This is a genomic window from Pseudomonas sp. MS19 (assembly GCF_013277615.1).
GTDB lineage: Bacteria > Pseudomonadota > Gammaproteobacteria > Pseudomonadales > Pseudomonadaceae > Aquipseudomonas > Aquipseudomonas marincola.
The window spans coordinates 87,711-110,752 of record NZ_VBTO01000014.1 but is presented as its reverse complement, the minus strand read 5'-3'; the positions used below and the strand labels follow the sequence as shown (position 1 = coordinate 110,752).

Annotated in this window: 24 protein-coding genes; 13 read left to right on the top strand and 11 right to left on the bottom strand. The window is 58.1% G+C overall.

From position 1 onward, the window contains the following. Positions 1-13: 13 nt before the first annotated feature. The 3 genes from FEZ62_RS16240 to FEZ62_RS16230 all read right to left on the bottom strand — a co-directional run bounded on the left by FEZ62_RS16240 (position 14) and on the right by FEZ62_RS16230 (position 1,840). Positions 14-514 carry an oxidoreductase gene (locus tag FEZ62_RS16240; protein WP_172928929.1) on the bottom strand — a complete coding sequence of 167 codons (501 nt, stop codon included), beginning with the start codon at positions 512-514 and terminating at the stop codon, positions 14-16. Positions 515-679: 165 nt separating this feature from the next. Continuing rightward, positions 680-913 (bottom strand): hypothetical protein, encoded by a 234-nt coding sequence (locus tag FEZ62_RS16235; RefSeq protein ID WP_172928927.1) that lies wholly within the window; start codon positions 911-913, stop codon positions 680-682. Positions 914-1,012: 99 nt separating this feature from the next. Then, the gene (locus FEZ62_RS16230; RefSeq protein WP_172928925.1) at positions 1,013-1,840 is read right to left on the bottom strand and encodes a TatD family hydrolase; all 828 of its coding nucleotides are present in this window, start codon (positions 1,838-1,840) and stop codon (positions 1,013-1,015) included. A 216-nt stretch (positions 1,841-2,056) separates the two neighbouring features. Here FEZ62_RS16230 and FEZ62_RS16225 point away from each other — a divergent pair, with 216 nt between their 5' ends. The 3 genes from FEZ62_RS16225 to FEZ62_RS16215 all read left to right on the top strand — a co-directional run bounded on the left by FEZ62_RS16225 (position 2,057) and on the right by FEZ62_RS16215 (position 4,609). After that, complete coding sequence (locus tag FEZ62_RS16225; protein ID WP_172928923.1) at positions 2,057-3,469, top strand: transglycosylase SLT domain-containing protein; 1,413 nt, start codon at positions 2,057-2,059, stop codon at positions 3,467-3,469. Positions 3,470-3,566: 97 nt separating this feature from the next. Then, entirely contained in the window at positions 3,567-4,001 is a 435-nt protein-coding gene (locus FEZ62_RS16220) for a DoxX family protein (protein WP_172928921.1), read from the top strand. 299 nt (positions 4,002-4,300) lie between these two features. Beyond that, positions 4,301-4,609, top strand: a complete 309-nt coding sequence (locus FEZ62_RS16215; protein WP_172928920.1) for a class I SAM-dependent methyltransferase — start codon at positions 4,301-4,303, stop codon at positions 4,607-4,609. 9 nt (positions 4,610-4,618) lie between these two features. Here the strand turns inward: FEZ62_RS16215 and greB are convergent, their stop codons facing one another. The 3 genes from greB to FEZ62_RS16200 are packed head-to-tail and all read right to left on the bottom strand — an operon-like array spanning position 4,619 to position 8,340. Then, positions 4,619-5,116 carry a transcription elongation factor GreB gene (greB, locus tag FEZ62_RS16210; RefSeq protein ID WP_090508505.1) on the bottom strand — a complete coding sequence of 166 codons (498 nt, stop codon included), beginning with the start codon at positions 5,114-5,116 and terminating at the stop codon, positions 4,619-4,621. A 39-nt stretch (positions 5,117-5,155) separates the two neighbouring features. Beyond that, the gene (locus tag FEZ62_RS16205) at positions 5,156-7,657 is read right to left on the bottom strand and encodes an ABC transporter permease (RefSeq protein ID WP_172928917.1); all 2,502 of its coding nucleotides are present in this window, start codon (positions 7,655-7,657) and stop codon (positions 5,156-5,158) included. Next, on the bottom strand, positions 7,657-8,340 hold the full coding sequence (locus tag FEZ62_RS16200; RefSeq protein ID WP_069898711.1) for an ABC transporter ATP-binding protein: 684 nt from the start codon (positions 8,338-8,340) through the stop codon (positions 7,657-7,659). The genes FEZ62_RS16205 and FEZ62_RS16200 overlap by 1 nt, the downstream gene beginning before the upstream one ends. 10 nt (positions 8,341-8,350) lie before the next feature. Here FEZ62_RS16200 and FEZ62_RS16195 point away from each other — a divergent pair, with 10 nt between their 5' ends. The 3 genes from FEZ62_RS16195 to FEZ62_RS16185 all read left to right on the top strand — a co-directional run bounded on the left by FEZ62_RS16195 (position 8,351) and on the right by FEZ62_RS16185 (position 10,439). Further along, a complete protein-coding gene (locus FEZ62_RS16195) occupies positions 8,351-8,956 on the top strand; it encodes an arylesterase (RefSeq protein WP_172928916.1) in 606 nt (201 codons plus the stop codon). A 166-nt stretch (positions 8,957-9,122) separates the two neighbouring features. After that, on the top strand, positions 9,123-9,404 hold the full coding sequence (locus tag FEZ62_RS16190) for a hypothetical protein (RefSeq protein ID WP_172928914.1): 282 nt from the start codon (positions 9,123-9,125) through the stop codon (positions 9,402-9,404). A gap of 75 nt (positions 9,405-9,479) precedes the next feature. Continuing rightward, a complete protein-coding gene (locus FEZ62_RS16185; protein ID WP_069898705.1) occupies positions 9,480-10,439 on the top strand; it encodes a L,D-transpeptidase family protein in 960 nt (319 codons plus the stop codon). A gap of 155 nt (positions 10,440-10,594) precedes the next feature. On the opposite strand, the gene oprI is transcribed toward FEZ62_RS16185, so the two are convergent. Continuing rightward, positions 10,595-10,846 (bottom strand): outer membrane lipoprotei OprI, encoded by a 252-nt coding sequence (gene oprI / locus FEZ62_RS16180; RefSeq protein ID WP_069898703.1) that lies wholly within the window; start codon positions 10,844-10,846, stop codon positions 10,595-10,597. Positions 10,847-11,141: 295 nt separating this feature from the next. Here oprI and FEZ62_RS16175 point away from each other — a divergent pair, with 295 nt between their 5' ends. Together FEZ62_RS16175 and FEZ62_RS16170 are read left to right on the top strand one after the other, a co-directional pair. Further along, positions 11,142-12,518 (top strand): GntP family permease, encoded by a 1,377-nt coding sequence (locus tag FEZ62_RS16175; RefSeq protein ID WP_172928912.1) that lies wholly within the window; start codon positions 11,142-11,144, stop codon positions 12,516-12,518. A 320-nt stretch (positions 12,519-12,838) separates the two neighbouring features. Continuing rightward, positions 12,839-13,120 carry a GNAT family N-acetyltransferase gene (locus tag FEZ62_RS16170; RefSeq protein ID WP_069898699.1) on the top strand — a complete coding sequence of 94 codons (282 nt, stop codon included), beginning with the start codon at positions 12,839-12,841 and terminating at the stop codon, positions 13,118-13,120. Between the two features lie 57 nt (positions 13,121-13,177). Here FEZ62_RS16170 and FEZ62_RS16165 read toward each other — a convergent pair whose 3' ends face one another. Further along, the gene (locus tag FEZ62_RS16165) at positions 13,178-14,254 is read right to left on the bottom strand and encodes a 3-deoxy-7-phosphoheptulonate synthase (protein ID WP_069898697.1); all 1,077 of its coding nucleotides are present in this window, start codon (positions 14,252-14,254) and stop codon (positions 13,178-13,180) included. Positions 14,255-14,543: 289 nt separating this feature from the next. Then, a complete protein-coding gene (locus FEZ62_RS16160) occupies positions 14,544-14,969 on the bottom strand; it encodes a PilZ domain-containing protein (protein WP_069898695.1) in 426 nt (141 codons plus the stop codon). 49 nt (positions 14,970-15,018) lie between these two features. Here FEZ62_RS16160 and FEZ62_RS16155 point away from each other — a divergent pair, with 49 nt between their 5' ends. The 5 genes from FEZ62_RS16155 to cysB all read left to right on the top strand — a co-directional run bounded on the left by FEZ62_RS16155 (position 15,019) and on the right by cysB (position 18,950). Next, positions 15,019-15,354 (top strand): thioredoxin family protein, encoded by a 336-nt coding sequence (locus FEZ62_RS16155; RefSeq protein WP_170860521.1) that lies wholly within the window; start codon positions 15,019-15,021, stop codon positions 15,352-15,354. After that, on the top strand, positions 15,354-16,307 hold the full coding sequence (locus FEZ62_RS16150; RefSeq protein ID WP_172928910.1) for a putative 2-dehydropantoate 2-reductase: 954 nt from the start codon (positions 15,354-15,356) through the stop codon (positions 16,305-16,307). Before FEZ62_RS16155 ends, FEZ62_RS16150 begins: the two co-directional genes overlap by 1 nt. Positions 16,308-16,317: 10 nt before the next feature. Continuing rightward, on the top strand, positions 16,318-17,223 hold the full coding sequence (locus tag FEZ62_RS16145) for a 5'-nucleotidase (protein WP_069898689.1): 906 nt from the start codon (positions 16,318-16,320) through the stop codon (positions 17,221-17,223). Positions 17,224-17,360: 137 nt separating this feature from the next. Continuing rightward, complete coding sequence (locus FEZ62_RS16140) at positions 17,361-17,861, top strand: universal stress protein (protein ID WP_090508497.1); 501 nt, start codon at positions 17,361-17,363, stop codon at positions 17,859-17,861. A gap of 114 nt (positions 17,862-17,975) precedes the next feature. Further along, a complete protein-coding gene (cysB, locus tag FEZ62_RS16135) occupies positions 17,976-18,950 on the top strand; it encodes an HTH-type transcriptional regulator CysB (protein WP_069898685.1) in 975 nt (324 codons plus the stop codon). 144 nt (positions 18,951-19,094) lie between these two features. Here the strand turns inward: cysB and prpF are convergent, their stop codons facing one another. Further along, positions 19,095-20,288 (bottom strand): 2-methylaconitate cis-trans isomerase PrpF, encoded by a 1,194-nt coding sequence (gene prpF, locus FEZ62_RS16130; RefSeq protein WP_172928908.1) that lies wholly within the window; start codon positions 20,286-20,288, stop codon positions 19,095-19,097. Between the two features lie 123 nt (positions 20,289-20,411). Beyond that, positions 20,412-23,006, bottom strand: a complete 2,595-nt coding sequence (gene acnD / locus FEZ62_RS16125; protein WP_172928905.1) for a Fe/S-dependent 2-methylisocitrate dehydratase AcnD — start codon at positions 23,004-23,006, stop codon at positions 20,412-20,414. Positions 23,007-23,042 lie beyond the last annotated feature (36 nt).

Below are 23,042 nucleotides of genomic sequence, written 5' to 3'. Positions count from 1 at the left end.
CAGGCATCAGAAACTACTCAAAATATATGTCACTCAATTGCCAGACCGCACGGCTGTAATAAATTTGCGTGCGCAGTTCGGGGTAATCATCGAAGGGATAGATCCAGAACAGCGGGCCGGACTCGTGGACAGGCACTGATTGGCCATCGCGGGAATAGGCAATGATGGGGTGGAATTGCTCGATGTCCGAGCGCGGCAGCAGTGCCGAGTACAAGTTGAGTGCCTCCAGGCGCAGACGCTTGAAGGGCGGTAACTGAACATTGAGGCTGTTGAACAGTGCGTCGGCATCGACCCCGGTCCATACAACTGGCGCTGAGTCGGGGCTGTCTTGAACCGTCAGGCTGCGCTTGGGTAGCTTGGCCAGATCCTGCAAGGTGAGCTGGACCGTCTGGTTATCGGTCAGGTGCAGAACCAGCGCGGGCTTGTCGAGTGGATAGGCATCACCGCCCGCGAGTACAAGCGCAGGCAGCATTACAATGGCCATCATGGCCCAGAAATGTCGCTGTAGCGACATACGTCGTCCTCGTTGACTGCGGCGAACAAGCGGCGATCAGCCACTAACTAAGGTTCAGATGCCGCTAAAAACAAGAATGCTATTGCATTTAACGATCAGATTGCCATTCGTATCAGACGAAACGAAATAGCCTAAAAGTGACAACGTGGGTGAAAGCGCCCTAAATCAGCAGCTTGCGGGCTGGCGGCCAGTCGGTTTCAAGTTGCTACACGGTATGATAGCCAGCGCGGCGGCGCCACCTAACAGGGCCAAGGCGACGTTGGTTGGCTGAAGGCTGAGCAAACCATCAATCAGGATCAGGCTCGCCGTGAGCAGCAAGGCGCCAGCGCAGAGACGCTGCGCATGCTGTTGGGTCGAACTGGTTGGGGTATCAATAACGGCTTGGGCGGTGCTGGGCATGAGCGTTCTCCTGTGGCTGGATAAAGCTTATGCGTGAGGGCAGCGCCAGGGCGAATTGAACCTGGCTATCGACGAGATAGACCGCCGCAGCCGGCCCGGTCAGTGCTCGATATTTTGCGCGGCTGGGATAGCCGGCAGCGAGAAGAATTGCCTTGCGGTTGCAGTGGTGTGCGCGGCCAGTGCTTCGAGGCTCTCGTTGCGGTGCAGCGCGACTTCACGCAGCACTTCAGTGAGGAATGCCGGTTGGTTGCGACCGTTCTTGGGTTTCGGGCGCAGGGTGCGCGGCAGCAGGAACGGCGAGTCCGTTTCCAGCATCAGGCGTCCTTTGGGGATGTTGGGCACCAGCGAGTGCAGGTGCGTACCGCGGCGCTCATCGCAGATCCAGCCAGTGATACCAATGTGCAAGTCGAGGTCGAGATAATTGAACAGCGCCCGCTTTTCGCCGGTAAAGCAATGCACCACGGCCGCTGGCAGATGATCGCGGTAATTAGCCACTATTTCGAGCAGTCGCTGATCGGCATCGCGTTCGTGCAGGAACACCGGCATGTTCAATTCGACGGCCAGTTCAAGATGCTCTTCGAGCACTTTCTCTTGTTGCGGGCGAGGCGAGAAGTCGCGATTGAAATCCAGTCCACATTCGCCAACGGCTCGCACTTCGGGTTCACGGAGCAAATTGCGCAATTGCTGGCGGCAATCGCTGTTCCATTCACTGGCAGAGTGTGGATGAATTCCCGCCGTGGAAAAAAGTTGCTGGCCATTGGCGTCGAGTGCGCGACAAAGTTCTAGACTCAGTTCGCTTCCAGCGAGATCGGTACCGGTCAGAACCATTTGCATGACATTACTGTCATACGCGCGGCTGATTATGCTGTCCAATTGCTCGGCAAGGCTTGGGTGGGTCAGATTGACGCCGATGTCGATGAGTTGCATGGTGCTACCTGTAGGTCAGGATGCGCAGCATAGCAGAGCTTTTGTAAAATAAAAAAATTGAATAAATACAGTAAGTTGCATTGTTTTGGTGATGTTGTTTGTCGGGTTGGTCTGGCGTCCTTTGCCCGGCTGTGAGAATCTCCGCGCCCCTTGAAGCGGGCGCAAGCGGTTTATCCCCGCATTTATGATGCAAGCAAACCCTGTCCTGGAGCCTTGATGGCGCGATTTTTGTTGGTCTTGAGCCTGCTGTTGCTGCCATTAGTGGCGGCTGCGCGCGTGGCTGGACCTCTGGAAATTGGCAAGCCCGTGGCGACGCGCGATCTCGAAAACATTCGCGCCAGCGGTGAATTGCGCGTTTTGATCAACCAGAGCCGCAACAGCTCTGGCGAGGTCAAGGGTGAGAGCATCGGTGTTGAGTATCATCGCCTTCGGGCTTATGAGCAGTTTCTCAATCGTGAGTCGCGTAACGGCAGGCAGCTGAAGCTGAAAATTATCCCCAAGGCCAAGGATCAGTTACTGGGTGCTTTGCAGCGCGGTGAGGGTGATCTGGTCGCGCCAGGTGAACTGCTGGATGTGCGCGGGGGCGCGCAGGTGACGGCAAGTAAGCCTATCCGCGAAAACGTCCTGGTGGTTCTGGTCGGCCGGGTTGGCGATCGCCGTTATACGCGCTTGGAGCAATTATCCGGGCGCAGCATTGCCTTGCCGGCAGGCAGCGTAGCGGGCACTGCGATTCAGGCGCTCAATAGCACGCTTCTGATGAAAAAAATGGCGCCTATCGTGATCGAATGGGTGGACCCGACGCTGGCCGTTGAAGATGTGCTGGAGATGGTCCAAGCCGGGATTTTCAACGTCACGGCAGTCGAATTGCCAATTGCCCAGCGCTGGGCCAAGGTCATGCCCAAACTGCGCATCGAGTACAAACTGGTGCTGTCCAAAGATGGCGATATGCGTTGGTTTGTGCGCCGTGATGCGCCGTTGCTGAGTGCCAGTATTGACCGTTTCTTTCGTGCCTACCGCAGCCCCGTCGATCCGGATACGGCATTCCAGCGCGTCTACCGGCGGCTCTACAAAGTGCATTACCCGCTGGGCAGAACCGAGCGCAAGCGTTTGGAGTCGGTGCGCCCAGTGTTGCAAAAACATGCGCAAGAGCAGGGCTTCGACTGGCTGACGCTGGCAGCGCTGGCGTTCAAGGAATCAACGCTAAATCCGGCTGCGCGAGGCTATGGCGGCGCGACCGGGTTGATGCAGGTGACGCCAATCGCGGCACGCAGCGTGGGCGTGAGCAATATCGGGGTGCTCGATAACAATGTGCGCGCCAGTGCCCGCTATCTGGCGAAGATTCGCCGCGGCTTTTTCAGCAGCGCTCAACTTAACGAACGTGAGCGGATGGCCTTTGTTCTGGCGGGCTACAACCTGGGCCCGCAACGTGTACAAAGCATGCGTGCCGAGGCCAAGCGGCGCGGTCTGAATCCCAATCAATGGTTCTTTCAGGTTGAGCGGATCGCGATGGAACAGATGGGAATGGGCGTGGTGAGCTATGTTAATAGTGTGAACAAATACTATTTGGCATTTTCCCGTGAGCGGTACCTGCTAGAGCCGCACAAGGGTGAAGTGAGTTCGCGTAAATAATCGAATAATTTGATTTTAATTAGCGATTTTATCCGCTTTGATTATCTAATTTTGTGGTTAGTATAGCGTCCATCAACTCTCACTCAGGGCAATAAACATGAACAACCTACTGCACAAAATCACCGCTACCCAAGCCGGTTATGGCCTGACAATCTTGCGTATTGTTGTGGGCTTGATCTTCGCCGCGCACGGCGCTCAAAAACTCTTTGGCTGGTTTGATGGCCCAGGCCTGGCCGGTGTCGCGGGATGGCTGGAAAGCCTTGGCATGACGCCTGGCTACCTGCTGGCTTTGCTCAGCGGCAGCGCCGAGTTCTTTGGTGGCCTGGCTTTAGTTATCGGCTTGCTGGTGCGCCCGGCTGCTGTAGCGCTGGCATTCACAATGGTGGTGGCGATTTTCTCGGTGCATATCGACAATGGCTTGTTCATGAGCAACAACGGTTACGAATTCGCCCTGACCTTGCTGGTCGCAAGCCTGGCGATTCTGCTCGAAGGTGCCGGCAAGTTGTCTGTCGATCAGCAACTGGCTGACTAACCTCAACCTGCCTGGCAAAAGCCCGCCCCAGCATGAGTCCGTGCCGGGGCGGGCTTTTTAATGCTTGCTTTTTCGGGTTGTTGGGTGATTGTGCTGGATTGACGATTGACAGTTCGCGCCAGCTTTCACTAGGATTGCCACAAGCGCCGATTTAAACAGCTACTTGCGGGGCGCCGGGACCATCGATTTATCGACTCCCTGAGGAGCGCTCAGCCGAGACTCCGAAATACCGCTAAAGCGCTGGTTCGGTGTCGCCTCCCACCGCTGCCCAGCGGAATCTCTGAGGCGAAGAGTCGAGCATGAACTGTCCCCAAACGCTGGAACGTTGCACCCCGGTCACCTCTGATCGGTCACTCCCCACTCCGAAAATTCTCCTTGCAGGCAATAATCAGCCCGGCTTGTTACGCCATCTCGATGGCTGGCCAGCGCGCTGGGGCGGTTCGCGGACGTTTCTGATTCACTTCGCTGAAAATACCCAGGGCCTGGCCAAATTCGCCAACAACAGTTTCGATATGGCGGTGCTGCAGGCGCCTGCCGCCAGCGAGTTGCAAGAGGCGGTGAAGCAACTGGTGCGAGTCGCCAAGCAAGGCCTGATAACCCGCAACTGATTGCGCGGATCAGGGATACTCAATGGCGATGATGTACCAGTTCTTCTCGCCAGTCGGGGTCTGCACGCAGACCTCGGCGTCGAGTGACTTGCCGATCAGGGCGCGGGCCAAAGGCGAGTCGATGCTGATCAGGTTGAGTTTCAAGTCCAGCTCATCAGGGCCGACGATGCGGTAGCGAGATTCGTTGCCGTCATCATCTTCAAGTGTCACCCAGGCGCCAAAATACACTTTGTCCGGATCGCTCGGCTTGGCGTCGACCACTTTCAGGCTTTCGAGGCGTTTGGTCAGAAAGCGCACGCGGCTGTCGATTTCACGCAGCATTTTCTTGCCGTAGGTGTACTCGGCATTCTCCGAGCGATCGCCCTGCGCTGCGGCTTCGCTGACCGACTGAGTAATTTGCGGGCGACGCACATGCCACAGTTCGTGCAGCTCGGCGCGCAGGCGGGCCTCGCCTTGCGGGGTGATCAAGGCGGTGCCTGCAGTGCGGGGAGGGCGATAACGGCTCATGCTGGAAAAACTGCGCAGTGGAAAATGGCGACGATAGTATCAGCCCTCACGCAATACTGTGAGCGGGCTGCTGTTGAGGGCTTTGCGGGTGCCCCAAATGCCGGCCGCACCGACTGCCAATGCGCCGATCACCGGCAGAATGAGCAGCCAGGGATGGGGCGACCACTCAAGGTTGAAGGCGTAGCGGTAAAGCAGGTAGCTGATCAACTCACAGCCAAGTGCGGCCAGCACACCACTGGTGGCGCCCAGCATGGCGAACTCCGCGCGGCGGGCATTGATCACTATCTTTCGTTCCGCGCCGAGAGCACGCAGCAGCGCGCCTTGGCGAATGCGTTCATCAAGGGTGGTTTGCAAACCGGCGAACAGCACGGCAAAACCCGCGGCCAACACAAACGCGAGGACAAACTCGATGGCCAGTGTCACTTGCGCCAGAATGCTGCGCAGTTGGCTCAGCAATGCATCCACCCCGAGCAAGGTCACCGCCGGGAAGGCACGGGACAATTCGACCAGCTGCTTGTCGTTGCCCGCTGGCAGGTAGAAGCTGGTGAGGTAGGTCACTGGCATGTCCTGCAACGTGCCTGGCTCGAAAATCATGTAGAAGTTCGGCTGGAAGTTGTTCCAGTCCACGCTGCGCAAGCTGGTTACGCGCGCTTCACGGTTTAGCCCGCCGACATTGAACGTTAGGGTGTCGCCAATCTTCAGTTCAAGGTTTTCGGCGAGCTTCTCTTCGACCGAGACGCCGGGTATTTCGCGCTTCTCCTGGCCCCACCAACTGCCGGCAACCAACTGGTTGTCACCCGGCAGATCCGCCGCCCAGGTCAGGCTCAGATCACGCTGGGTCGCCTGCTCGCCACGGCTGTCCTTGCTCACGAGTTGGCGTACGGCTTGGCCATTGATCGCAGTCAAACGGCCTGGAACAACGGGATAGAGCGGGGCTGCGTGCGGTGATATGGCTTGCAACTGTTGGGCAAACGCCTCTTTCTCGGCCGGTACGATATTCAGTGCAAACTGATTGGGCGCGTCAGCTGGCAGTTGGTCTTGCCAGGTGCTCAGCAACTCAATACGCAGCAAGGCAATCAGTGCCATCGCCAGAATGATCAAGCCGAATGCCAGCGATTGCCCGGCAGCGGCGAGCGGGTGGCGCAGTAGTTGGCCCAAGCCAAGGCGCCACGGCAGGGAGGCCTGCGCCATGATCCGGCGCAAGCTGCGCAGGGCTAAAAGCAGCAATCCGCCCAGCAGACATGCTGTTAGCAGGCCACCGCCAAGCAGTGCCAGCGTCAGGGGTAAATCCAGGCTCAGGCGCCACATGATCAGGCCAAGCGCCAACAGCGCAGCGCCGTAGACCAGCCAGGAGCTTGCCGGCACGGGCAGCATGTCGCGCCGTAATACGCGCAGCGGAGGGACGCGGCCCAAGGCGGCAAGTGGCGGCAGGGCAAAGCCTGCAAGGGCGACCAGACCCGTTGATATTCCCGCCAGTGCAGGCCAAACGCCCGCAGCGGGGATTTCACCTGGCAGCAGGCCGTCGAGCAGGAAGAACAAACCGTACTGGGCGAGCCAGCCGACGAGTGCGCCGCACAGGCAGGCGCTGAGTCCCAGCAAACCCAGTTGGATGCTGTAGAGCGTCAGCGCTTGCCGGCGCGACAGGCCGAAACAGCGCAGCAGGGCGCTGGCATCAAAGCGCCGCGCGGCAAAACGTGTGGCGGATAGGGCGACAGCAACCCCGGACAACAGCACTGCGGCCAGACTGCTGAGGTTCAAATAGCGTTCAGCGCGCCCCAATGCACCGCCGATCTGCCGATTACTGTCGCGGGCGCCCTGGATGCGTTGGTTGGCTGCCAGTGTCGGCTGTAATGCCGTCTTGTACTGCGCCAGAGCGTCACTCTCGCCGCTCCATAATTCAAAGTATTTAACCCGACTGCCCGGCTGCACCACACCGGTAGCGTCGAGGTCGGCAAGATTGATCAGCACGCGCGGCGTCAGGCTGTAAAAGTCACCGCCGCGATCTGGCTCGTAGGTCAGCACACGGCTCAGGCGCAGGGTTTTGTTGCCGACATCGATGCTGTCGCCTGCTTTGAGATTGAGCGCGGCAAACAGGCGCGCCTCGGCCCATGCCTCGCCAGGCTTTGGCCCGGCAGACACTTGCTCTTGCGCGTATGGTTGCGCCGCACTTTTTAGCCGGCCTCTTAATGGGTAGGCTTCATTGACTGCCTTGACGCTGGCCAGCTGGATGCCGGTATCGGTGGCGATAACGCTGGAAAATTCGACGCTGCTGGCGTGGTTAAGACCGAGCGCCAGACCTGCCTCGATTTGTTCAGGGCTGGCCTGCGTGCTGGCACTCAAGCGTAAGTCGGCGGCGAGGAATTCACTGGCGCGCAATTGCATGCCGCTGTTCAGGCGCGCACTGAAGTAGCCAATCGCGGTACTCGCGGCCACTGCCACCAGCAGGGCAAAGAACAGCACGCGGATTTCTCCGGCGCGCGCTTCGCGAAGTAATTGGCGTAAGGCAAGTTTGAACAGGCGCAGCAGCGGCAAGTTAGTCATCAGCAGGCCTGTTGGCCAACCAACTGGCCCCCTTCGAGGCGAATCAGGCGGTTGCAGCGTTGCGCCAGATGTTCGTCGTGGGTGACCAGCACCAGTGTCGCGCCTCGTTCCTTGTTCAGCTCGAACAACAGGTCGCTGATATGCGCGCCTGTGTGGCTGTCGAGGTTGCCTGTGGGTTCGTCGGCGAACAGCACATCCGGTTGCGCTGCAAACGCACGGGCAATTGCGACGCGCTGTTGTTCACCACCGGAGAGTTGGCGGGGGTAATGACTGAGGCGCTGGCCCAGGCCGACCCGGTCAAGCAGCTCGGCGGCTTGCTGGCGCGCATCGGCTCGGCCTTCAAGTTCGAGTGGCAGCATTACGTTTTCGAGCGCATTGAGGCTGTCGAGCAACTGGAATGACTGAAACACAAACCCTACATGTTCAGCCCGGACGCGGGCGCGCTGGTCTTCATCGAGGCTGGCGAGATCATGCCCGGCCAGATCAATCGAGCCACTGCTGGGCAAATCAAGGCCGGCTAGCAGGCCGAGCAGGGTGGATTTCCCCGAGCCGGAACTGCCGACAATTGCCAGGCTGTCGCCCGCAGCAAGTTGCAGTGATAAATCGTCAAGTATGGTTAACTGGCCTTCAGCGCTGGGCACCACTTTGCTAAGGTTTCGCGCGCTGAGAATGTGTGAGCTCATGGAGAATCCAATGCAGAAAAGGTTAATCGGCTTCGCCCTGATCATGTTGCTTTGGGGGCAAACCGCCGCGGCCAGTACAGTGCTGGTGGTTGGAGATAGTATCAGTGCCGCTTTCGGGCTGGATACCCGTCAGGGCTGGGTTGCTTTGCTGCAGGAACGGATGGCTGCCGAGGGGTTTTCCGAGCAGGTGGTGAACGCCTCAATCAGTGGCGACACCACGGCTGGTGGGGCTTCGAGGCTGCCTACGCTGCTTCAGGAGCATAAGCCTAAAGTGGTTGTGGTGGAGCTGGGCGGCAATGACGGCCTGCGCGGTTTAGCCCCTGTGCAAATGCAACAAAATCTTTCTTCGATGATTGAGCAGTCGAAGCAGGCCGGTGCCGAAGTGCTGCTGCTGGGCATGCAGTTGCCCCCTAATTACGGCAAGCGCTACACCACGGCTTTCGCCAAAGTGTTCAGCGACTTGGCCCGTGAACAGCAGGTGGCGCTGGTGCCGTTTTTGCTTGAAGGGGTGGGCGGCGTGCCGCGCCTGATGCAGGCGGATGGCATTCATCCGGCCGCCGAGGCGCAATCAATACTGCTCGAAAATGTCTGGCCGCAACTTAAGCCACTGCTCTGAGCCGAGGCTTGCGTGCACTGGATTTGTGTGGGCGCTGGCTCGTTGATACGGGTGCTGCACAATCAATGCGCAAAAAATACGCTGGATGGCAGTGAAAGACACTGAAAATGGGCTTTTCTGTCACCCGTCTTTCGGCTAATGTTGCGCGCCCATTCAGGAGCCCTTGATGTCGCGCCATTCTTGGTCTTTGCACGCTTACCATTTGATCGAGCCTGACGAGCAGCTGGACCTGTTCGCCTGCCGTGAAGTGCGCGTGCACCTGGCAGCTCGCCAGATTGAGCTGGGTAGCGTGGCCGACCGGACTCTGTGCGGCGGCTTTCTGCCGGCGCGACCGCTTTGGAAGCCCGTTGACAAGCCGACGCTGCGTGACAAACGCCTCTGTGTCGCGTGTCGCGAGGTGCTCGAGGCCCAGCGCAGGGGTGAACGACTCGGCTGGCCAGAGGTCTGAAATTCTCCAGCGGTATCGGCGCAGGTGTACACTTAAATGCTTTCTCCCAACCATTCTTTAATCAAGGATTTCCGGATGTTGTCGCGCATGCATGCCGTCGCCCGTTGCCTCTCAGTTGCCTCGCTGTGCCTGGCGGCTGGTTCTGCCTTTGCCCTCGAGTTTCCTCTGCCGCCAGCTGGTGACGACATCATCGGCGAAGTGCGGGTGGTCAAGGCAAAGTACGAAGACACCTTCGCTGACCTCGGCACCGCCAACGACCTCGGTTATTCGGAAATGCTGGCGGCCAACCCGGGCATCGATGCCTGGCTGCCGGGTGAGGGTTCAGAGGTTATCCTGCCGACGCGCTTCATTCTGCCGCCAGGCCCGCGTGAAGGGATTGTGATCAATCTGGCTGAGTACCGCCTGTACTACTTCCCCAAGGGCCAGAACAAGGTTTATACCTACCCGCTGGGCATTGGTCGTGAAGGCTGGGGCTCACCCGTGGCCAACGCGCGTATTACTGACAAGATCGCCAATCCGGCCTGGTATCCGCCCAAGTCGATTCGCGAAGAACACGCTGCCGATGGCGATCCGCTGCCAACGGTCGTGCCGCCAGGCCCGGACAATCCATTGGGCCCGTACAAAATGCGTTTGTCTGTACCGGGTTATCTGATTCATGGCTCCAATAAGAAGTTTGGTATTGGTATGCGCGTCAGCCACGGCTGTTTCCGCATGTTCAATAACAATGTCCTGGAATTGGCGGCGATGACCAAAGTCGGTACTTCGGTGCGCATCATTAATGAGCCCTACAAGTTCGGCCGCAGTAACGGCAAGATCTACTTAGAGGCGCATGAGCCGCTGGATGACAGCGGTAATACTTCGATCGTTGACAAGCACACGGCCGTTATCAATGCCCTGCTGAAGAGCGATGAATTGAGTGGCCTGCATCTGGATTGGGATGTGGTGCGTGAAGTGGTTGCAGCGCAGGATGGCTTGCCCATCGAAATCGCTGAACAGAGCGTAGCCCCGCAAGCGGAGCAACTCGGCGCTTATTAAGTAAAGCGGCGTAAACAAAACCCGTAGTGCTCAACAGCCTGCGGGTTTTTTATTACACGGCTATTAACCCCGCCCGCTGTTTTACGCTTAAACGCCAGGCAATAAAAAAGCCGACCCATAAACTGGGTCGGCTTTCTTTAATAACCCGGGGGTTATTACTTGCGGCTGGCTTTGTCCAGCATACGCAGAGCGCGCTCATTGGCTTCGTCAGCAGTTTGCTGAGCCTTCTGAGCAGCTGCCATAGCTTCGTCAGCCTTGCGATAGGCTTCGTCAGCACGGGCTTGTGCACGAGCAGCGGCGTCTTCAGTTGCGGTCAGACGTGCTTCAGTTTCTTTGGACATGCTGCTGCAACCGGTAGCCAATACTGCGGCCAAAGCCAGAGCAGAGAATTTCAGAACGTTGTTCATCGTGTTCCCCTTAAGAGAGCGAGTTTTTCCATAAGAGCATATTCCCAGTAGCGGGAAAATAGCCGCGTACATACTACCCATAACTTGTAGTAAGTAAACGGAGAAGACGCAAGTCAGAGCACTATTTTTTTCACTTCCGGGGAAAATTTCATCTTTACCGAACAAAGTGGGTGAAAAGTAATCAAAGGCCGTTGGCCTGTCGCGTTAGGGGCGCTTTGTTGATATAAAACAGCTGTTCGATTTTTCTTCGGAAGAGTCCGCGCTAGATAACAATAAGATTGAATTGGAGAGCAGTATGTTAGGGAATTTTGGCTTGCTTGCAGGCTTGGTCTTACTGATGTTCATGGCCCTGCGTGGGGTCAATATTTTCATCGCGGTTGTACTTTGCTCGATTGTCGTTGCGCTGACCAACAACTTGCTCGTGCCGCAGGCCCTGCTCGAGTTTTTCCCCTTCGGGCCGCTGGGTGCATTCACCTTTGCCGGTAAGTTCTTTCTACTATTCGTTTGTGGCGCCATCTTTGGCAAAGTGATGGCCGTAAGCCAGGCGGCTAACAGCATTGCCATGATCATCACGCGTAAGCTTGGCGTTGAGCGCACGCTCTGGGTGGCGATGCTGGTGTGTGCCTTGCTGACTTACGGTGGCGTGGTGGTGTTTGTGGTGATCTTCACCATGTATCCCCTGGGCGTGAGCATGATGCGCGAAGCTGACCTGCCGAAGCGTCTGTTTTGTGCGGCTACAGCGCTCGGGGCGGGTACGTTCACTATGACGGCCTTGCCCGGCACTCCTTCGATTCATAACGTCATTGCCGCGACAGCATTGGGCACCGACCTGTTTGCAGGTGCCTGGATTGGTCTTTTCGCCAGTGCGCTGATGATTGTTCTGGGCATGGCCTATGTGCAGCGCGAGTGGCGCCTGGCTAAAGCGCGCGGGGAAGGCTTTGAGGCCAATGCGCAGGATGAGCGCATGGAGCAGCTGGCCAACACCTCCGGCAGTGGCCCACATTGGGGGCTGGCGCTGGTGCCGATTGCGCTGGTATTGGGGATTATCGTGTTGCCGCGCCTGTTCTTGCTGGCCGGTATTGATCCGGCAGGGTCCGGTGCCTTCGCGCAGGTACTGAACTTTAGTCAACGCCAACCGATTCTCTGGCCGAGCCTTGCTTTGATTGTCGCCACGCTGGTTGCTATCGGTTTGTTTCCAGGCCTGCGCCGCAATACTCTGGCTACTTTGGGGCAGGGCGCTGACGATGCGATCATGCCGCTGCTAAACACCGCAGCGGTTATCGGCTTTGGCGGTGTGGTGACCCATACCGCTGGCTTTTCGCAGTTCGCCAGCTGGATTCTTGAGGTCGACATGCCAGCCTTGCTCTCCGTGTTCACGTCGGTGAGCGTGGTGTCCGCCATCGTCGGCTCATCGTCGGGCGGGTTGCAAATCTTCATGCAGACGCTGGCGCCCAAATACCTGGACATGGGAATTGAGCCTGAGGTTTTGCACCGGATCGCCAATATTGCCTCGGGCGGCTTTGACTCGCTGCCGCATTGCGGCGCCGTGATCGCCATGTTGATGATCATGGGGCTCACCCACAAACAGGCTTACAAGGATATGTTTGTGGTGACTGTGTGCATACCGGTGGTGGCGGTGCTGAGTTGCATTGCCGTTCTTAGCATTGTCTAAGTTATTGATTCTATTTGGTTGTTAGGGAGGCTGGTGATAAGCTCGGGGTGATTTTTGACGGCAGCGCCAGAAAGCGCGAATATATTGCCAATAATTACCCCGCCAGATAAATGCACAAACGCTGTGTTTATCAGCGGAGTTGGCAGCGCAAATGCGCTGCTTCCGACTTAGCGTATTTGGCAATCTGTATTGCCTGTTCAGACGCACACGTGCCGGTTGATCCGAGCAAACCCTGGCAGAACATTGCGTCTTACCGAGCAGTCGTCGCCCAAATAATTAGATCGACGCGGATGCAGTATCAGTCCGCCAGAGGAGTAACAATGAGCGAGGCGTTATCCATTCTCCATGACCAGGCAGGTCACCAGTTTGAGACCACAGTGGACGGTGATCGTGCTTATTTGGCCTATATGGACTTGGGTAAGCAAACGCTGGATATCTACCGCACATTCGTGCCCAACTCTTTGCGCGGGCGCGGTATTGCCGCTGCATTGACTGAGCATGCGCTGCAGTATGCTGATCGCATGGGTTACTCGGTGATTCCGTCGTGCTCGTATGTAGAGCGCTACATGGAGCGCCGTCAGCGCGACAATGCCGAAAGCTGATTGGTTTACCTACAAAAACGCCGGGCAATGCCCGGCGTTTTTGTAGGTGCTGAAAACTCAGGCGCGGTCACGCTTGGGCAGCACGTCTTTGAGCTTAGTACGCATGTCACGCAGCGTCTTGGCCGTTGTGTCCCAGTCGATGCAGGCATCGGTGATCGAAACACCGTACTTGAGCTGGTCGAGATCTTTAGGGATCGACTGGCTGCCCCAACCAATGTGGCTTTCCACCATGAGGCCGACAATCGACTGATTGCCTTCAACAATCTGGTTGGCAACGTTGTCCATGACCAGTGGTTGCAGGGCCGGGTCCTTGTTGGAGTTGGCGTGGCTGCAGTCAACCATCACATTCGGGCGAATGCCGGCTTTCGTCAGCTCTTGCTCGCAAACAGCAACGCTGACCGAGTCGTAGTTAGGCTTGCCGTTGCCACCGCGCAGGACCACGTGACCATAGGCGTTGCCTTTGGTGGTGACGATAGACACGCCGCCTTGTTGGTTGATGCCGAGGAAGCGGTGCGGGCTGGAGACTGACTGCAGGGCGTTGATTGCCACGGTCAGGCCGCCGTCGGTGCCGTTCTTGAAGCCGACCGCCGAAGACAGACCCGAGGCCATCTCGCGGTGAGTTTGCGATTCGGTGGTGCGTGCGCCGATTGCCGACCAGCTGATCAGGTCCTGCAAGTACTGCGGAGAGATCGGGTCGAGTGCTTCGGTTGCGGTTGGCAGGCCCATTTCTGCCAGATCGCGCAGCAGGGTACGGCCAATGTGCAAGCCATCCTGAATCTTGAATGAGTCATCCAGATACGGGTCGTTGATCAGGCCTTTCCAGCCAACGGTGGTGCGCGGCTTTTCAAAATAAACGCGCATAACCAGATACAGCGTATCGCTTACTTCAGCTGCCAGCGCCTTGAGGCGTTCGGCGTAATCATGAGCCGCTTTGATATCGTGAATAGAGCAGGGACCCACCACCACAAACAGACGGTGATCTTTGCCATCCAGAATATTGCGAACAACTTCGCGGCCCTCAGAGACGGTTTTCAGCGCTGCTGCCGTCAGGGGAATTTCCTGCTTGAGTTGTTCGGGGGTGATGAGCGTCTCGTTGGAGGCAACGTTAAGGTCATCAATTGGTAAATCAGCCATCGTGCTTCTCATCAGTCAGAGTCATCAGGTCACGGGTGCCGGCCGCCAGCGTTCCCCGTGTGGCGGAGCACAGCAATTTGGGCACAGCGGGGAACCAGAACCTTAGCGCGTAACAGGCGCGGGAGACAATGGGTTCAGGGGCGATTAATCCGGCTAATGGCGCGGAATTTGATGATGCACAGGCTTGATCGTAAAAAATTGGCCGCTTTGGCCTGATTCTGCAGTCGTTTTGCGCGGCTATCATCGGTTGAATAAGGCGTTTCGGTGGTGGATGCTGTGCCGCAAAACGTCACAATTGCTGCTGGCCGGGCTGCCCAAACTGGGCTGCGTGTTCGGCAACCCACTCAGCGGCGATACTTTCGCAGCACAGCGGCACGCCGAGTTCCTGTTCGCGCTGCAGGCGGTAGTGCTCAATCTGGCAGACCTGCTCCACCATGCGCGCGCGAAACAGGGTGTCCTGATCTGTAAAGGCGACCCCGACCAGATATTCAGCGCCTTGTTGCTGGCACCACGCGACAACACCCGCGCAGAACACATCGTCACCGAGCAGGCGAATGCGCAATTCAACGGCCGCGCCACGGCGAAATGCACGCGGGGAGTTACAGGCGATCCCGCCAAGACTTATATTGTGCAGGCGCTGGCGAGGCGGTGCGGGTTGCCTGCACAGGCGCAACTCGACAGGAATACTGCTTGGATGGCGCAAAAAACTCCGCATTCGGGAACACTCCACATGTATCGACTGCAAGCAAATCAAGGGTCCAATTTTGCCGGAGCTTGAACTCACAGATTTTGATGCCGATCAGCAATTGCTGGCTTTGCCAGGCATCTCCCTCGTGCTATTTACCAGCATAGGTTGTGCCAGTTGCCGATATGCGCGCGCTCATTTACCGCACATGGCGTTACCTGTTGACCGGCTGGCGTGGATCGATGCGGCTGACAACGCGGGGCTGGTGCAGCGCTATGAGGTATTTCACTTGCCCGCGCTGTTTGTTGTGCGCGATGGCGACTTTTACGGCGCCGTGCAGGCGCGTTTGAATCTTCACGAATTAACGAACGCCGTGGACGGCGCATTAAGCCGTCCGGCTGAGGAGCTTCCCTGATGTCGAACAACACAAAACCGCGTATTGGCATTGTCGGTACCGGCGCAATTGGCGGTTTTTATGGCGTAATGCTGGCGAAAGCGGGCTTCGATGTGCACTTTTTACTGCGCAGTGAATATGCCGCCGTCGAGCAGAACGGCCTGCAAATCAATAGCCAGGTACATGGCCCGATGACGCTGGCGCCTGTGCAGGCTTACCGCTCAGTTGAGGACATACCGGCGTGCGACTGGCTGTTGGTGGGGGCTAAAACCACCAGTAATGGGGAACTGGCCCCAATTATCAGCCAGCTCGCCGGGCCGGATTGCAAGGTGATATTGCTGCAAAACGGCTTGGGCGTCGAAGAGGCCCTGCGTCCACTGCTGCCGGATACGCTGCACCTGTTGGGCGGGCTTTGCTACATCTGCGTGGCGCGATCGGCGCCGGGCGTGGTTGAGCATCAGGCGTTAGGCGCAATCAATCTCGGTTACCACTCCGGGCCTGCTGACGCGGCGCAGCGTCAGGCGATTCTTGAGCAGGGCGTCGGGTTGTTCAAAACTGCCGGTATCGACAGCGCGCCAATGGCCAATCTGGAGCAGGCGCGCTGGCAAAAGCTGGCCTGGAACGTGCCCTACAACGGCTTGTCGGTGCTGCTCAATGCCGACACCAAAGCCATGATGGCCAACCCGGACAGCCACGCACTGGTCGCTGCCATGATGCAGGAAGTGGTCGACACCGCTGCTGCCTGTGGCCATCAGTTGCCAGAAGGCATTGTCGGCAAATTGTTGGGCGCGACTGCGCGCATGCCCGAGTATTTGCCTAGCATGTACCATGACTTCGCCCATCGCCGTCCGGCAGAGCTGCCAGCGTTGTATGAGGTGCCTCTGGCGGCGGCCAAAGCGGCGGGCGTGAGCATGCCCAAAGTAGAAGCGCTGTATCAGGCTTTGCGGTTTCTCGAGCAGCGCAACAATAGATAACGAGGTGGCAATGGCCAAGGTAATGAGCGACAAACTGGTGCTGGCAATTTCCTCGCGGGCATTATTTGACCTCAATGAAAGCCATCGCGTTTACGAAAGCGAAGGCGTTGAGGCGTACCGCCAATACCAGATCGCCCACGAAGACGAAATTCTTCTGCCGGGCGACGCCTTTCCTTTGGTCGAAAAGCTGCTGGGGCTGAACAAGGCGCTGGGTCAGCCACGGGTCGAGGTGATTCTGGTCTCGCGCAACAGCGCTGACACTGGCCTACGGGCGTTCAACTCGATCCAGCATTATGGGCTGGGCATTTCCCGCGCTGCATTTGTCGGCGGCCGCAGCCCGGACCCGTATTTGGCGGCGTTTGGTTGCCACCTGTTCTTGTCCACCCATGCTGAAGATGTGCGCAGTGCCTTGCGGGCCGGTTTCGGCGCCGCGACGATTTTGTCCGGTGGGCCGCGACGGGCCGCCAGCAATGAGCTGCGGATTGCATTCGATGGCGATGCGGTGCTGTTCTCGGATGCCTCCGAGCGGGTGTTTCAGGAAGCCGGGCTGGAGGCATTCCAGACCCACGAACGCAACTCCGCCAGAGAACTGCTACCCGGCGGCCCGTTCAAGCCGTTTCTGGCGGCGCTGCACCTGCTGCAGCAGGAATTCCCGGAGGAGAGTTGCCCGATCCGCACTGCGCTGGTGACCGCGCGTTCTGCGCCGGCTCACGAACGCGTTATCAGAACCTTACGCGACTGGAATATCCGTCTTGACGAGTCGTTCTTCCTGGGCGGATTGGAGAAATCGAAAATTCTCGAAACCTTTGCCGCCGATGTGTTTTTTGATGATCAGGCCGGGCATTGCGAGAAGGCCAGCAAAGTAGTCGCCACTGGCCATGTGCCGCATGGCATCAGCAACGAGCCACACCTCTAAACGGCCGCCACGGCTAGGTTTGGCGGCCTTTATTACCATCGCCTTATAGCCACTTGTCCTAAAAGCTGGGCTTTTTGTTGACTTGTTGGTAGCGCTGCTAAGCTCAAGAGCAAGGGTTCGTTGGCAGTGGAGGCCGTATGGTTCGAACGATTTTATATGCCACCGATCTAGGGCTCTACGCCCCGTATGTGTTGCAACATGCACTGGGGTTGGCGCGCAGTTTTAACGCCAGGCTGTATGTTGTGCACGCGGTCGAGCCAATCGGCTTGTTTGCCGAGTCGGTGTTGAAAACCTACCTTGATGAAGAGCGGATGCATGAGTTGCGCACAAGCGGCTTGAGCACTGTTATGGCGAGCATTGAGACGCGCGTGTTAGAGGGTTTTCGCGACGAGTTGGGCGAGATGTCCGATGATCTCGACTTGATTACCGGCGTGCGCGTTGTGCAGGGCGACCCACCGCTGATGATTCTTGAGGAGGCGCAGAAACTCGACGTCGACTTGCTGGTCGTAGGCAGTCACAGCCACGGCACGGATATGGACATTCCGATGGGGCGCACAGCCCTGAGGTTGGTGCAGTTATCTGAAGTTCCGGTGTATATGGTGCCCATGCTGCAACACCGGGGTCGCCCTGATCTTTGAGCGATAGCGGATAAAAATTAAATTTATGGTCAGTTTGGATCAATTGAACCATTCTTATGGTTATATGCGGCAGCCGCCAATTGAATGGCTGCTCAACTGCTTTGAGGGATAGTTATGAAGCTTCAGCAATTGCGCTATATCTGGGAGGTTGCGCACCATGATCTCAACGTTTCCGCCACTGCGCAAAGTCTGTACACCTCTCAGCCCGGCATCAGTAAACAGATCCGCCTGCTCGAAGACGAACTAGGCGTTGAGGTGTTTGCCCGCAGCGGTAAACACCTGACTCGTGTTACGCCGGCAGGCGAGCGGATTATCACCACTGCTGGTGAGATTCTGCGCAAGGTTGAAAGCATCAAGCAGATCGCCCAGGAATTCTCCAACGAGAAGAAAGGCTCGCTGTCTATCGCCACCACCCACACACAGGCGCGCTATGCCTTGCCGCCGGTGATCAGCAGCTTTATCAAGCAATACCCGGATGTTGCCCTGCACATGCACCAGGGCACGCCGATGCAAATTGCCGAAATGGCCGCCGACGGCACGGTGGACTTTGCCATCGCCACCGAAGGTCTTGAGTTGTTCAATGATCTGGTGATGATGCCGTGCTATCGCTGGAACCGCTGTGTGGTCGTACCGCAAGGCCACCCGCTGACCAAACTGCCGAAACTCACTCTGGAAGCCCTGGCTGAGTACTCGATTGTCACCTACGTGTTTGGTTTTACCGGCCGTTCCAAACTGGACGAAGCTTTCAGCCATCGCGGCCTGTCGCCCAAGGTGGTGTTCACCGCCGCCGACGCCGACGTGATCAAAACCTATGTGCGCCTTGGTTTGGGCGTGGGCATTCTTGCCAAGATGGCGGTGGATGCTGCGCACGATCCGGATCTGGTGGTACTCGATGCCAGCGAATTGTTCGAGTCGAGCGTCACCAAAATCGGTTTCCGTCGCGGCACATTCCTGCGCGGCTTTATGTGCGATTTTATCGAGAAATTCGCCCCGCATCTGAGCCGTGACATGCTCGCCAAGGCTGTGGCTTGCCACAATAAATCCGAGCTGGAAGAGCTGTTTGCCGACGTCGAATTACCGACGTACTAAGACCTGAGATGCAACAAAGCCCTGATCGTAAAATCAGGGCTTTGTCGTTTACAGCGGGTTAAAACCCGGCGAGCGCCCCACGTAGAAAACGCGGTGCAAGAAAACTCAGCGTGCTGGTAACGCGCTCATCCCGCAGGCGCATTTCTAGAACGAGTCGCCGGGCACCCGCACCCAGCCTTCCATCAGTACCCGTGCACTGCGGCTCATGATGGCCTTGGTGACTTTCCATTCGCCGTTCTCTTGCGTGGCTTCTGCGCCTACACACAAAGTGCCGGACGGATGCCCGAAGCGCACCTCGTTGCGCACCTTGGCGCCGGCTGCGGTATTCACCAGCGTGCCGGGAATAGCCGCTGCAGTACCGATAGCCACCGCTGCCGTGCCCATCATGGCGTGATGCAACTTGCCCATCGACATGGCGCGTACCAGCAGTTCGCAGTCGCCCGCATTGAGCAACTTGCCGCTGGACGTGGTGTAGGCGGCCGGCGGTGCAACGAATGCAACCTTGGGCGTGTGCTGGCGTTTGACGGCTTCATCAATGTGGCTGATCAGGCCCATGCGCAGCGCACCGTGAGCGCGGATCGATTCGAACATGGCCAGCGCTTTCGGGTCGCTGTTAATCGCTTCCTGCAACTCGGTGCCGGTGTAACCAATGGCTTCGGCGTTGACGAAGATGGTCGGAATGCCGGCGTTGATCATTGTCGCCTTGAGCGTGCCAATACCCGGCACTTCCAAGTCATCTACCAGATTGCCGGTGGGAAACATTGAACTGCCTGCGCCGTCATCCTCATCGGCAGCCGGGTCGATGAACTCAAGCTTCACTTCGGCGGCAGGGAAGGTCACGCCGTCGAGTTCGAAGTCGCCGGTTTCCTGGACTTCACCGTTGGTAATCGGCACGTGAGTGATGATCGACTTGCCGATGTTGGCCTGCCAGATGCGCAGCGTGAGGATGCCGTTCTGTGGAATGCGGCTGGCATCGACCAGGCCCTTGCTGATCGCGATCGGGCCAACGGCGGCTGAGAGGTTGCCGCAGTTGCCGCTCCAGTCGACGAAGGCTTTGTCGATGGATACCTGGCCGAACAGATAATCGATGTCGTGATCCGGCTGGCTGCTTTTGCTGATGATCACGGTTTTGCTGGTGCTGGAAGTGGCGCCGCCCATGCCGTCAATTTGTTTGCCGTACGGATCAGGGCTGCCGATAACGCGCATCAGCAAAGCGTCGCGCGCAGCACCGGCGACCTGGGCCGATGGCGGAAGCTCTTGCAGGCAGAAAAACACGCCTTTACTGGTACCGCCCCGAACGTAAGTGGCCGGGACTTTGATTTGCGCTACATGAGACATGTGGGTTATGTCCTCTGAAACTGCGTGAAGTGAGGGCCGCTACGCGCTGAACATAGCGCCGCGAACCGTCACTGAAAGAAGAGGGCGGTCACGGCGAATTGCTCCGCCGTGACCGCGACAGGCTTACGAGACGTTTGCGGACTCTAGGAAGTCCTGCGCGAAGCGTTGCAGCACACCGCCGGCCTCATAAATCGACAGCTCTTCAGCGGTGTCGAGGCGGCAAGTCACGGGCACCTCAACGCGGTCACCGTTTTTGCGGTTGATCACTAGCGTCAGAGTGGCGCGTGGTGTGCGCTGTCCAATCACGTCGTAGGTTTCGCTGCCATCAATTTCCAGCGTCTTGCGGGTTGTGCCCGGCAGGAATTCAAGCGGCAACACGCCCATGCCGACCAGGTTGGTGCGGTGGATACGCTCAAAACCCTCAGCGGCAATGGCTTCTACACCGGCCAGACGCACGCCTTTGGCCGCCCAGTCACGCGATGAGCCCTGGCCGTAGTCGGCACCGGCGATGATGATCAGCGTTTGCTTGCGCTCCATGTAGGTCTCAATCGCTTCCCACATACGCGTGACCTTGCCTTCCGGCTCAATGCGCGCCAGAGAACCTTGTTTGACCACACCGTTTTCAACCACCATTTCATTGAGCAGTTTCGGGTTGGCAAAGGTCGCCCGTTGTGCGGTCAGGTGGTCGCCGCGGTGGGTGGCGTAGGAGTTGAAGTCTTCTTCCGGCAAACCCATTTTGTGCAGGTATTCACCGGCCGCGCTGTTGAGCAGGATCGCATTCGACGGCGACAGGTGATCGGTGGTGATGTTGTCTGGCAGCACGGCGAGTGGGCGCATGCCTTTAAGCGTGCGCTCACCAGCCAAAGCGCCTTCCCAGTAAGGCGGACGACGGATGTAAGTGCTCTGTGCGCGCCAGTCGTACAGCGGCTCGACCTTCTCGCCATTGTCGGCTTCGATGGCGAACATCGGGATGTAGACTTGGTTGAACTGGGCCGGTTTGACGCTGGCATTCACCACTTCATCAATCTCTTCATCCGATGGCCAGATGTCTTTCAGGGTAACGGCGTTACCGGCCTGATCGATGCCGAGCACGTCTTTTTCGATGTCGAAACGAATGGTGCCGGCAATCGCGTAGGCAACGACCAGCGGCGGCGAAGCCAGGAAAGCCTGTTTGGCGTACGGATGGATACGCCCGTCGAAGTTGCGGTTACCCGACAGCACTGCGGTGGCGTAGAGGTCGCGGTCGATCACTTCCTTTTGGATTACCGGGTCCAGTGCGCCGCTCATGCCGTTGCAGGTGGTGCAGGCAAAGCCGACGATGCCGAAACCGAGCTGTTCCAGTTCGGTCAGCAGGTTGGCTTCTTCAAGGTACAACTGCACTGCTTTCGAGCCGGGCGCCAGCGAGGTTTTAACCCATGGCTTGCGGGTCAGACCGCGCGCATTGGCGTTGCGGGCGAGCAGGGCAGCGGCGATGACGTTGCGCGGGTTGCTGGTGTTGGTGCAGCTGGTAATGGCCGCGATGATTACCGCGCCATCCGGCATCAGCCCGGCTTCGTTCTCAACTACGCCAGAGATGCCCGCTGTGGCGAGGTCTGTGGTGGCGACGCGCTTGTGCGGGTTGCTTGGGCCGGCGATGTTGCGCACCACCGAAGACAGATCGAAGTCGAGAACGCGCTCGTACTTAGCGGTTTTCAGGTCGTCCGCCCACAGGCCTGTGACCTTGGCGTAGTTCTCGACCAGTTTGACTTGCTCCGGCTCACGGCCTGTCAGCGTCAGGTAATCGATGGTGTGTTGGTCGATGTAGAACATCGCCGCTGTCGCACCGAATTCCGGGGTCATGTTCGAGATAGTTGCCCGATCACCGAGGGTCAGAGCGTCGGCGCCTTCACCGAAGAACTCAAGGTACGAGGAAACAACTTTCTGGCTGCGCAGGAACTCGGTAATCGCCAGCACGATATCGGTGGCGGTGATGCCCGGTTGGCGCTTGCCCGACAGGCGTACGCCGATGATATCTGGCAGGCGCATGTAGGAGGCGCGGCCGAGCATTACGCTCTCGGCTTCCAGGCCGCCTACACCAATGGCAATCACGCCCAGCGCATCGACGTGCGGGGTGTGGCTGTCGGTGCCGACCAGCGTGTCCGGGAAGGCAACACCTTCACGTGCGTGAACCACGGGCGACATCCGCTCGAGGTTGATCTGGTGCATGATGCCGTTGCCGGGCGGGATCACGTCGACGTTCTTGAAGGCCTTTTTGGTCCACTCGATAAAGTGAAAGCGGTCTTCGTTGCGACGGTCTTCGACGCTGCGGTTTTTGGCGAAGGCGTCTTTGTCATACCCGCCAAATTCGACGGCCAGTGAGTGGTCGACAATCAGCTGAGTAGGCACAACGGGGTTAACTTGCGCGGGATCACCGCCTTTCTCTGCGATTGCATCGCGCAGGCCCGCCAGGTCGACCAATGCGGTTTGGCCAAGAATGTCGTGGCACACCACGCGCGCCGGGAACCAGGGAAAGTCGAGGTCGCGCTTGCGCTCAATCAGCTGGCTCAGGGCCGCGTTGAGCATGCTCGGGTCACAGCGACGCACCAGGTTTTCAGCCAATACGCGAGAGGTGTACGGCAGTTTTGCATAGGCACCGGGCTGGATCGCATCAACAGCCGCACGGGCGTCGAAGTAATCCAGCACGCTGCCGGGAAGATTCTTGCGAAATTCAGTGTTCATAGCGTTGGGCTCAATCAGGTAATCGACAATGACCGG

Excerpts from the sequence above, each read along its gene's own strand:
- prpF (WP_172928908.1), bottom strand. The coding sequence starts at position 20,288 with ATGTCTCATGTAGCGCAAATCAAAGTCCCGGCCACTTACGTTCGGGGC.
- FEZ62_RS16240 (WP_172928929.1), bottom strand. The coding sequence starts at position 514 with ATGTCGCTACAGCGACATTTCTGGGCCATGATGGCCATTGTAATGCTG.
- FEZ62_RS16220 (WP_172928921.1), top strand. The coding sequence starts at position 3,567 with ATGAACAACCTACTGCACAAAATCACCGCTACCCAAGCCGGTTATGGC.
- FEZ62_RS16200 (WP_069898711.1), bottom strand. The coding sequence starts at position 8,340 with ATGAGCTCACACATTCTCAGCGCGCGAAACCTTAGCAAAGTGGTGCCC.
- FEZ62_RS16175 (WP_172928912.1), top strand. The coding sequence starts at position 11,142 with ATGTTAGGGAATTTTGGCTTGCTTGCAGGCTTGGTCTTACTGATGTTC.
- FEZ62_RS16235 (WP_172928927.1), bottom strand. The coding sequence starts at position 913 with ATGCCCAGCACCGCCCAAGCCGTTATTGATACCCCAACCAGTTCGACC.
- FEZ62_RS16160 (WP_069898695.1), bottom strand. The coding sequence starts at position 14,969 with ATGCGGAGTTTTTTGCGCCATCCAAGCAGTATTCCTGTCGAGTTGCGC.
- FEZ62_RS16185 (WP_069898705.1), top strand. The coding sequence starts at position 9,480 with ATGTTGTCGCGCATGCATGCCGTCGCCCGTTGCCTCTCAGTTGCCTCG.
- greB (WP_090508505.1), bottom strand. The coding sequence starts at position 5,116 with ATGAGCCGTTATCGCCCTCCCCGCACTGCAGGCACCGCCTTGATCACC.
- FEZ62_RS16230 (WP_172928925.1), bottom strand. The coding sequence starts at position 1,840 with ATGCAACTCATCGACATCGGCGTCAATCTGACCCACCCAAGCCTTGCC.
- FEZ62_RS16205 (WP_172928917.1), bottom strand. The coding sequence starts at position 7,657 with ATGACTAACTTGCCGCTGCTGCGCCTGTTCAAACTTGCCTTACGCCAA.
- FEZ62_RS16145 (WP_069898689.1), top strand. The coding sequence starts at position 16,318 with ATGGCCAAGGTAATGAGCGACAAACTGGTGCTGGCAATTTCCTCGCGG.
- acnD (WP_172928905.1), bottom strand. The coding sequence starts at position 23,006 with ATGAACACTGAATTTCGCAAGAATCTTCCCGGCAGCGTGCTGGATTAC.
- oprI (WP_069898703.1), bottom strand. The coding sequence starts at position 10,846 with ATGAACAACGTTCTGAAATTCTCTGCTCTGGCTTTGGCCGCAGTATTG.
- FEZ62_RS16140 (WP_090508497.1), top strand. The coding sequence starts at position 17,361 with ATGGTTCGAACGATTTTATATGCCACCGATCTAGGGCTCTACGCCCCG.
- cysB (WP_069898685.1), top strand. The coding sequence starts at position 17,976 with ATGAAGCTTCAGCAATTGCGCTATATCTGGGAGGTTGCGCACCATGAT.
- FEZ62_RS16215 (WP_172928920.1), top strand. The coding sequence starts at position 4,301 with ATGAACTGTCCCCAAACGCTGGAACGTTGCACCCCGGTCACCTCTGAT.
- FEZ62_RS16195 (WP_172928916.1), top strand. The coding sequence starts at position 8,351 with ATGCAGAAAAGGTTAATCGGCTTCGCCCTGATCATGTTGCTTTGGGGG.
- FEZ62_RS16170 (WP_069898699.1), top strand. The coding sequence starts at position 12,839 with ATGAGCGAGGCGTTATCCATTCTCCATGACCAGGCAGGTCACCAGTTT.
- FEZ62_RS16190 (WP_172928914.1), top strand. The coding sequence starts at position 9,123 with ATGTCGCGCCATTCTTGGTCTTTGCACGCTTACCATTTGATCGAGCCT.
- FEZ62_RS16225 (WP_172928923.1), top strand. The coding sequence starts at position 2,057 with ATGGCGCGATTTTTGTTGGTCTTGAGCCTGCTGTTGCTGCCATTAGTG.
- FEZ62_RS16165 (WP_069898697.1), bottom strand. The coding sequence starts at position 14,254 with ATGGCTGATTTACCAATTGATGACCTTAACGTTGCCTCCAACGAGACG.
- FEZ62_RS16150 (WP_172928910.1), top strand. The coding sequence starts at position 15,354 with ATGTCGAACAACACAAAACCGCGTATTGGCATTGTCGGTACCGGCGCA.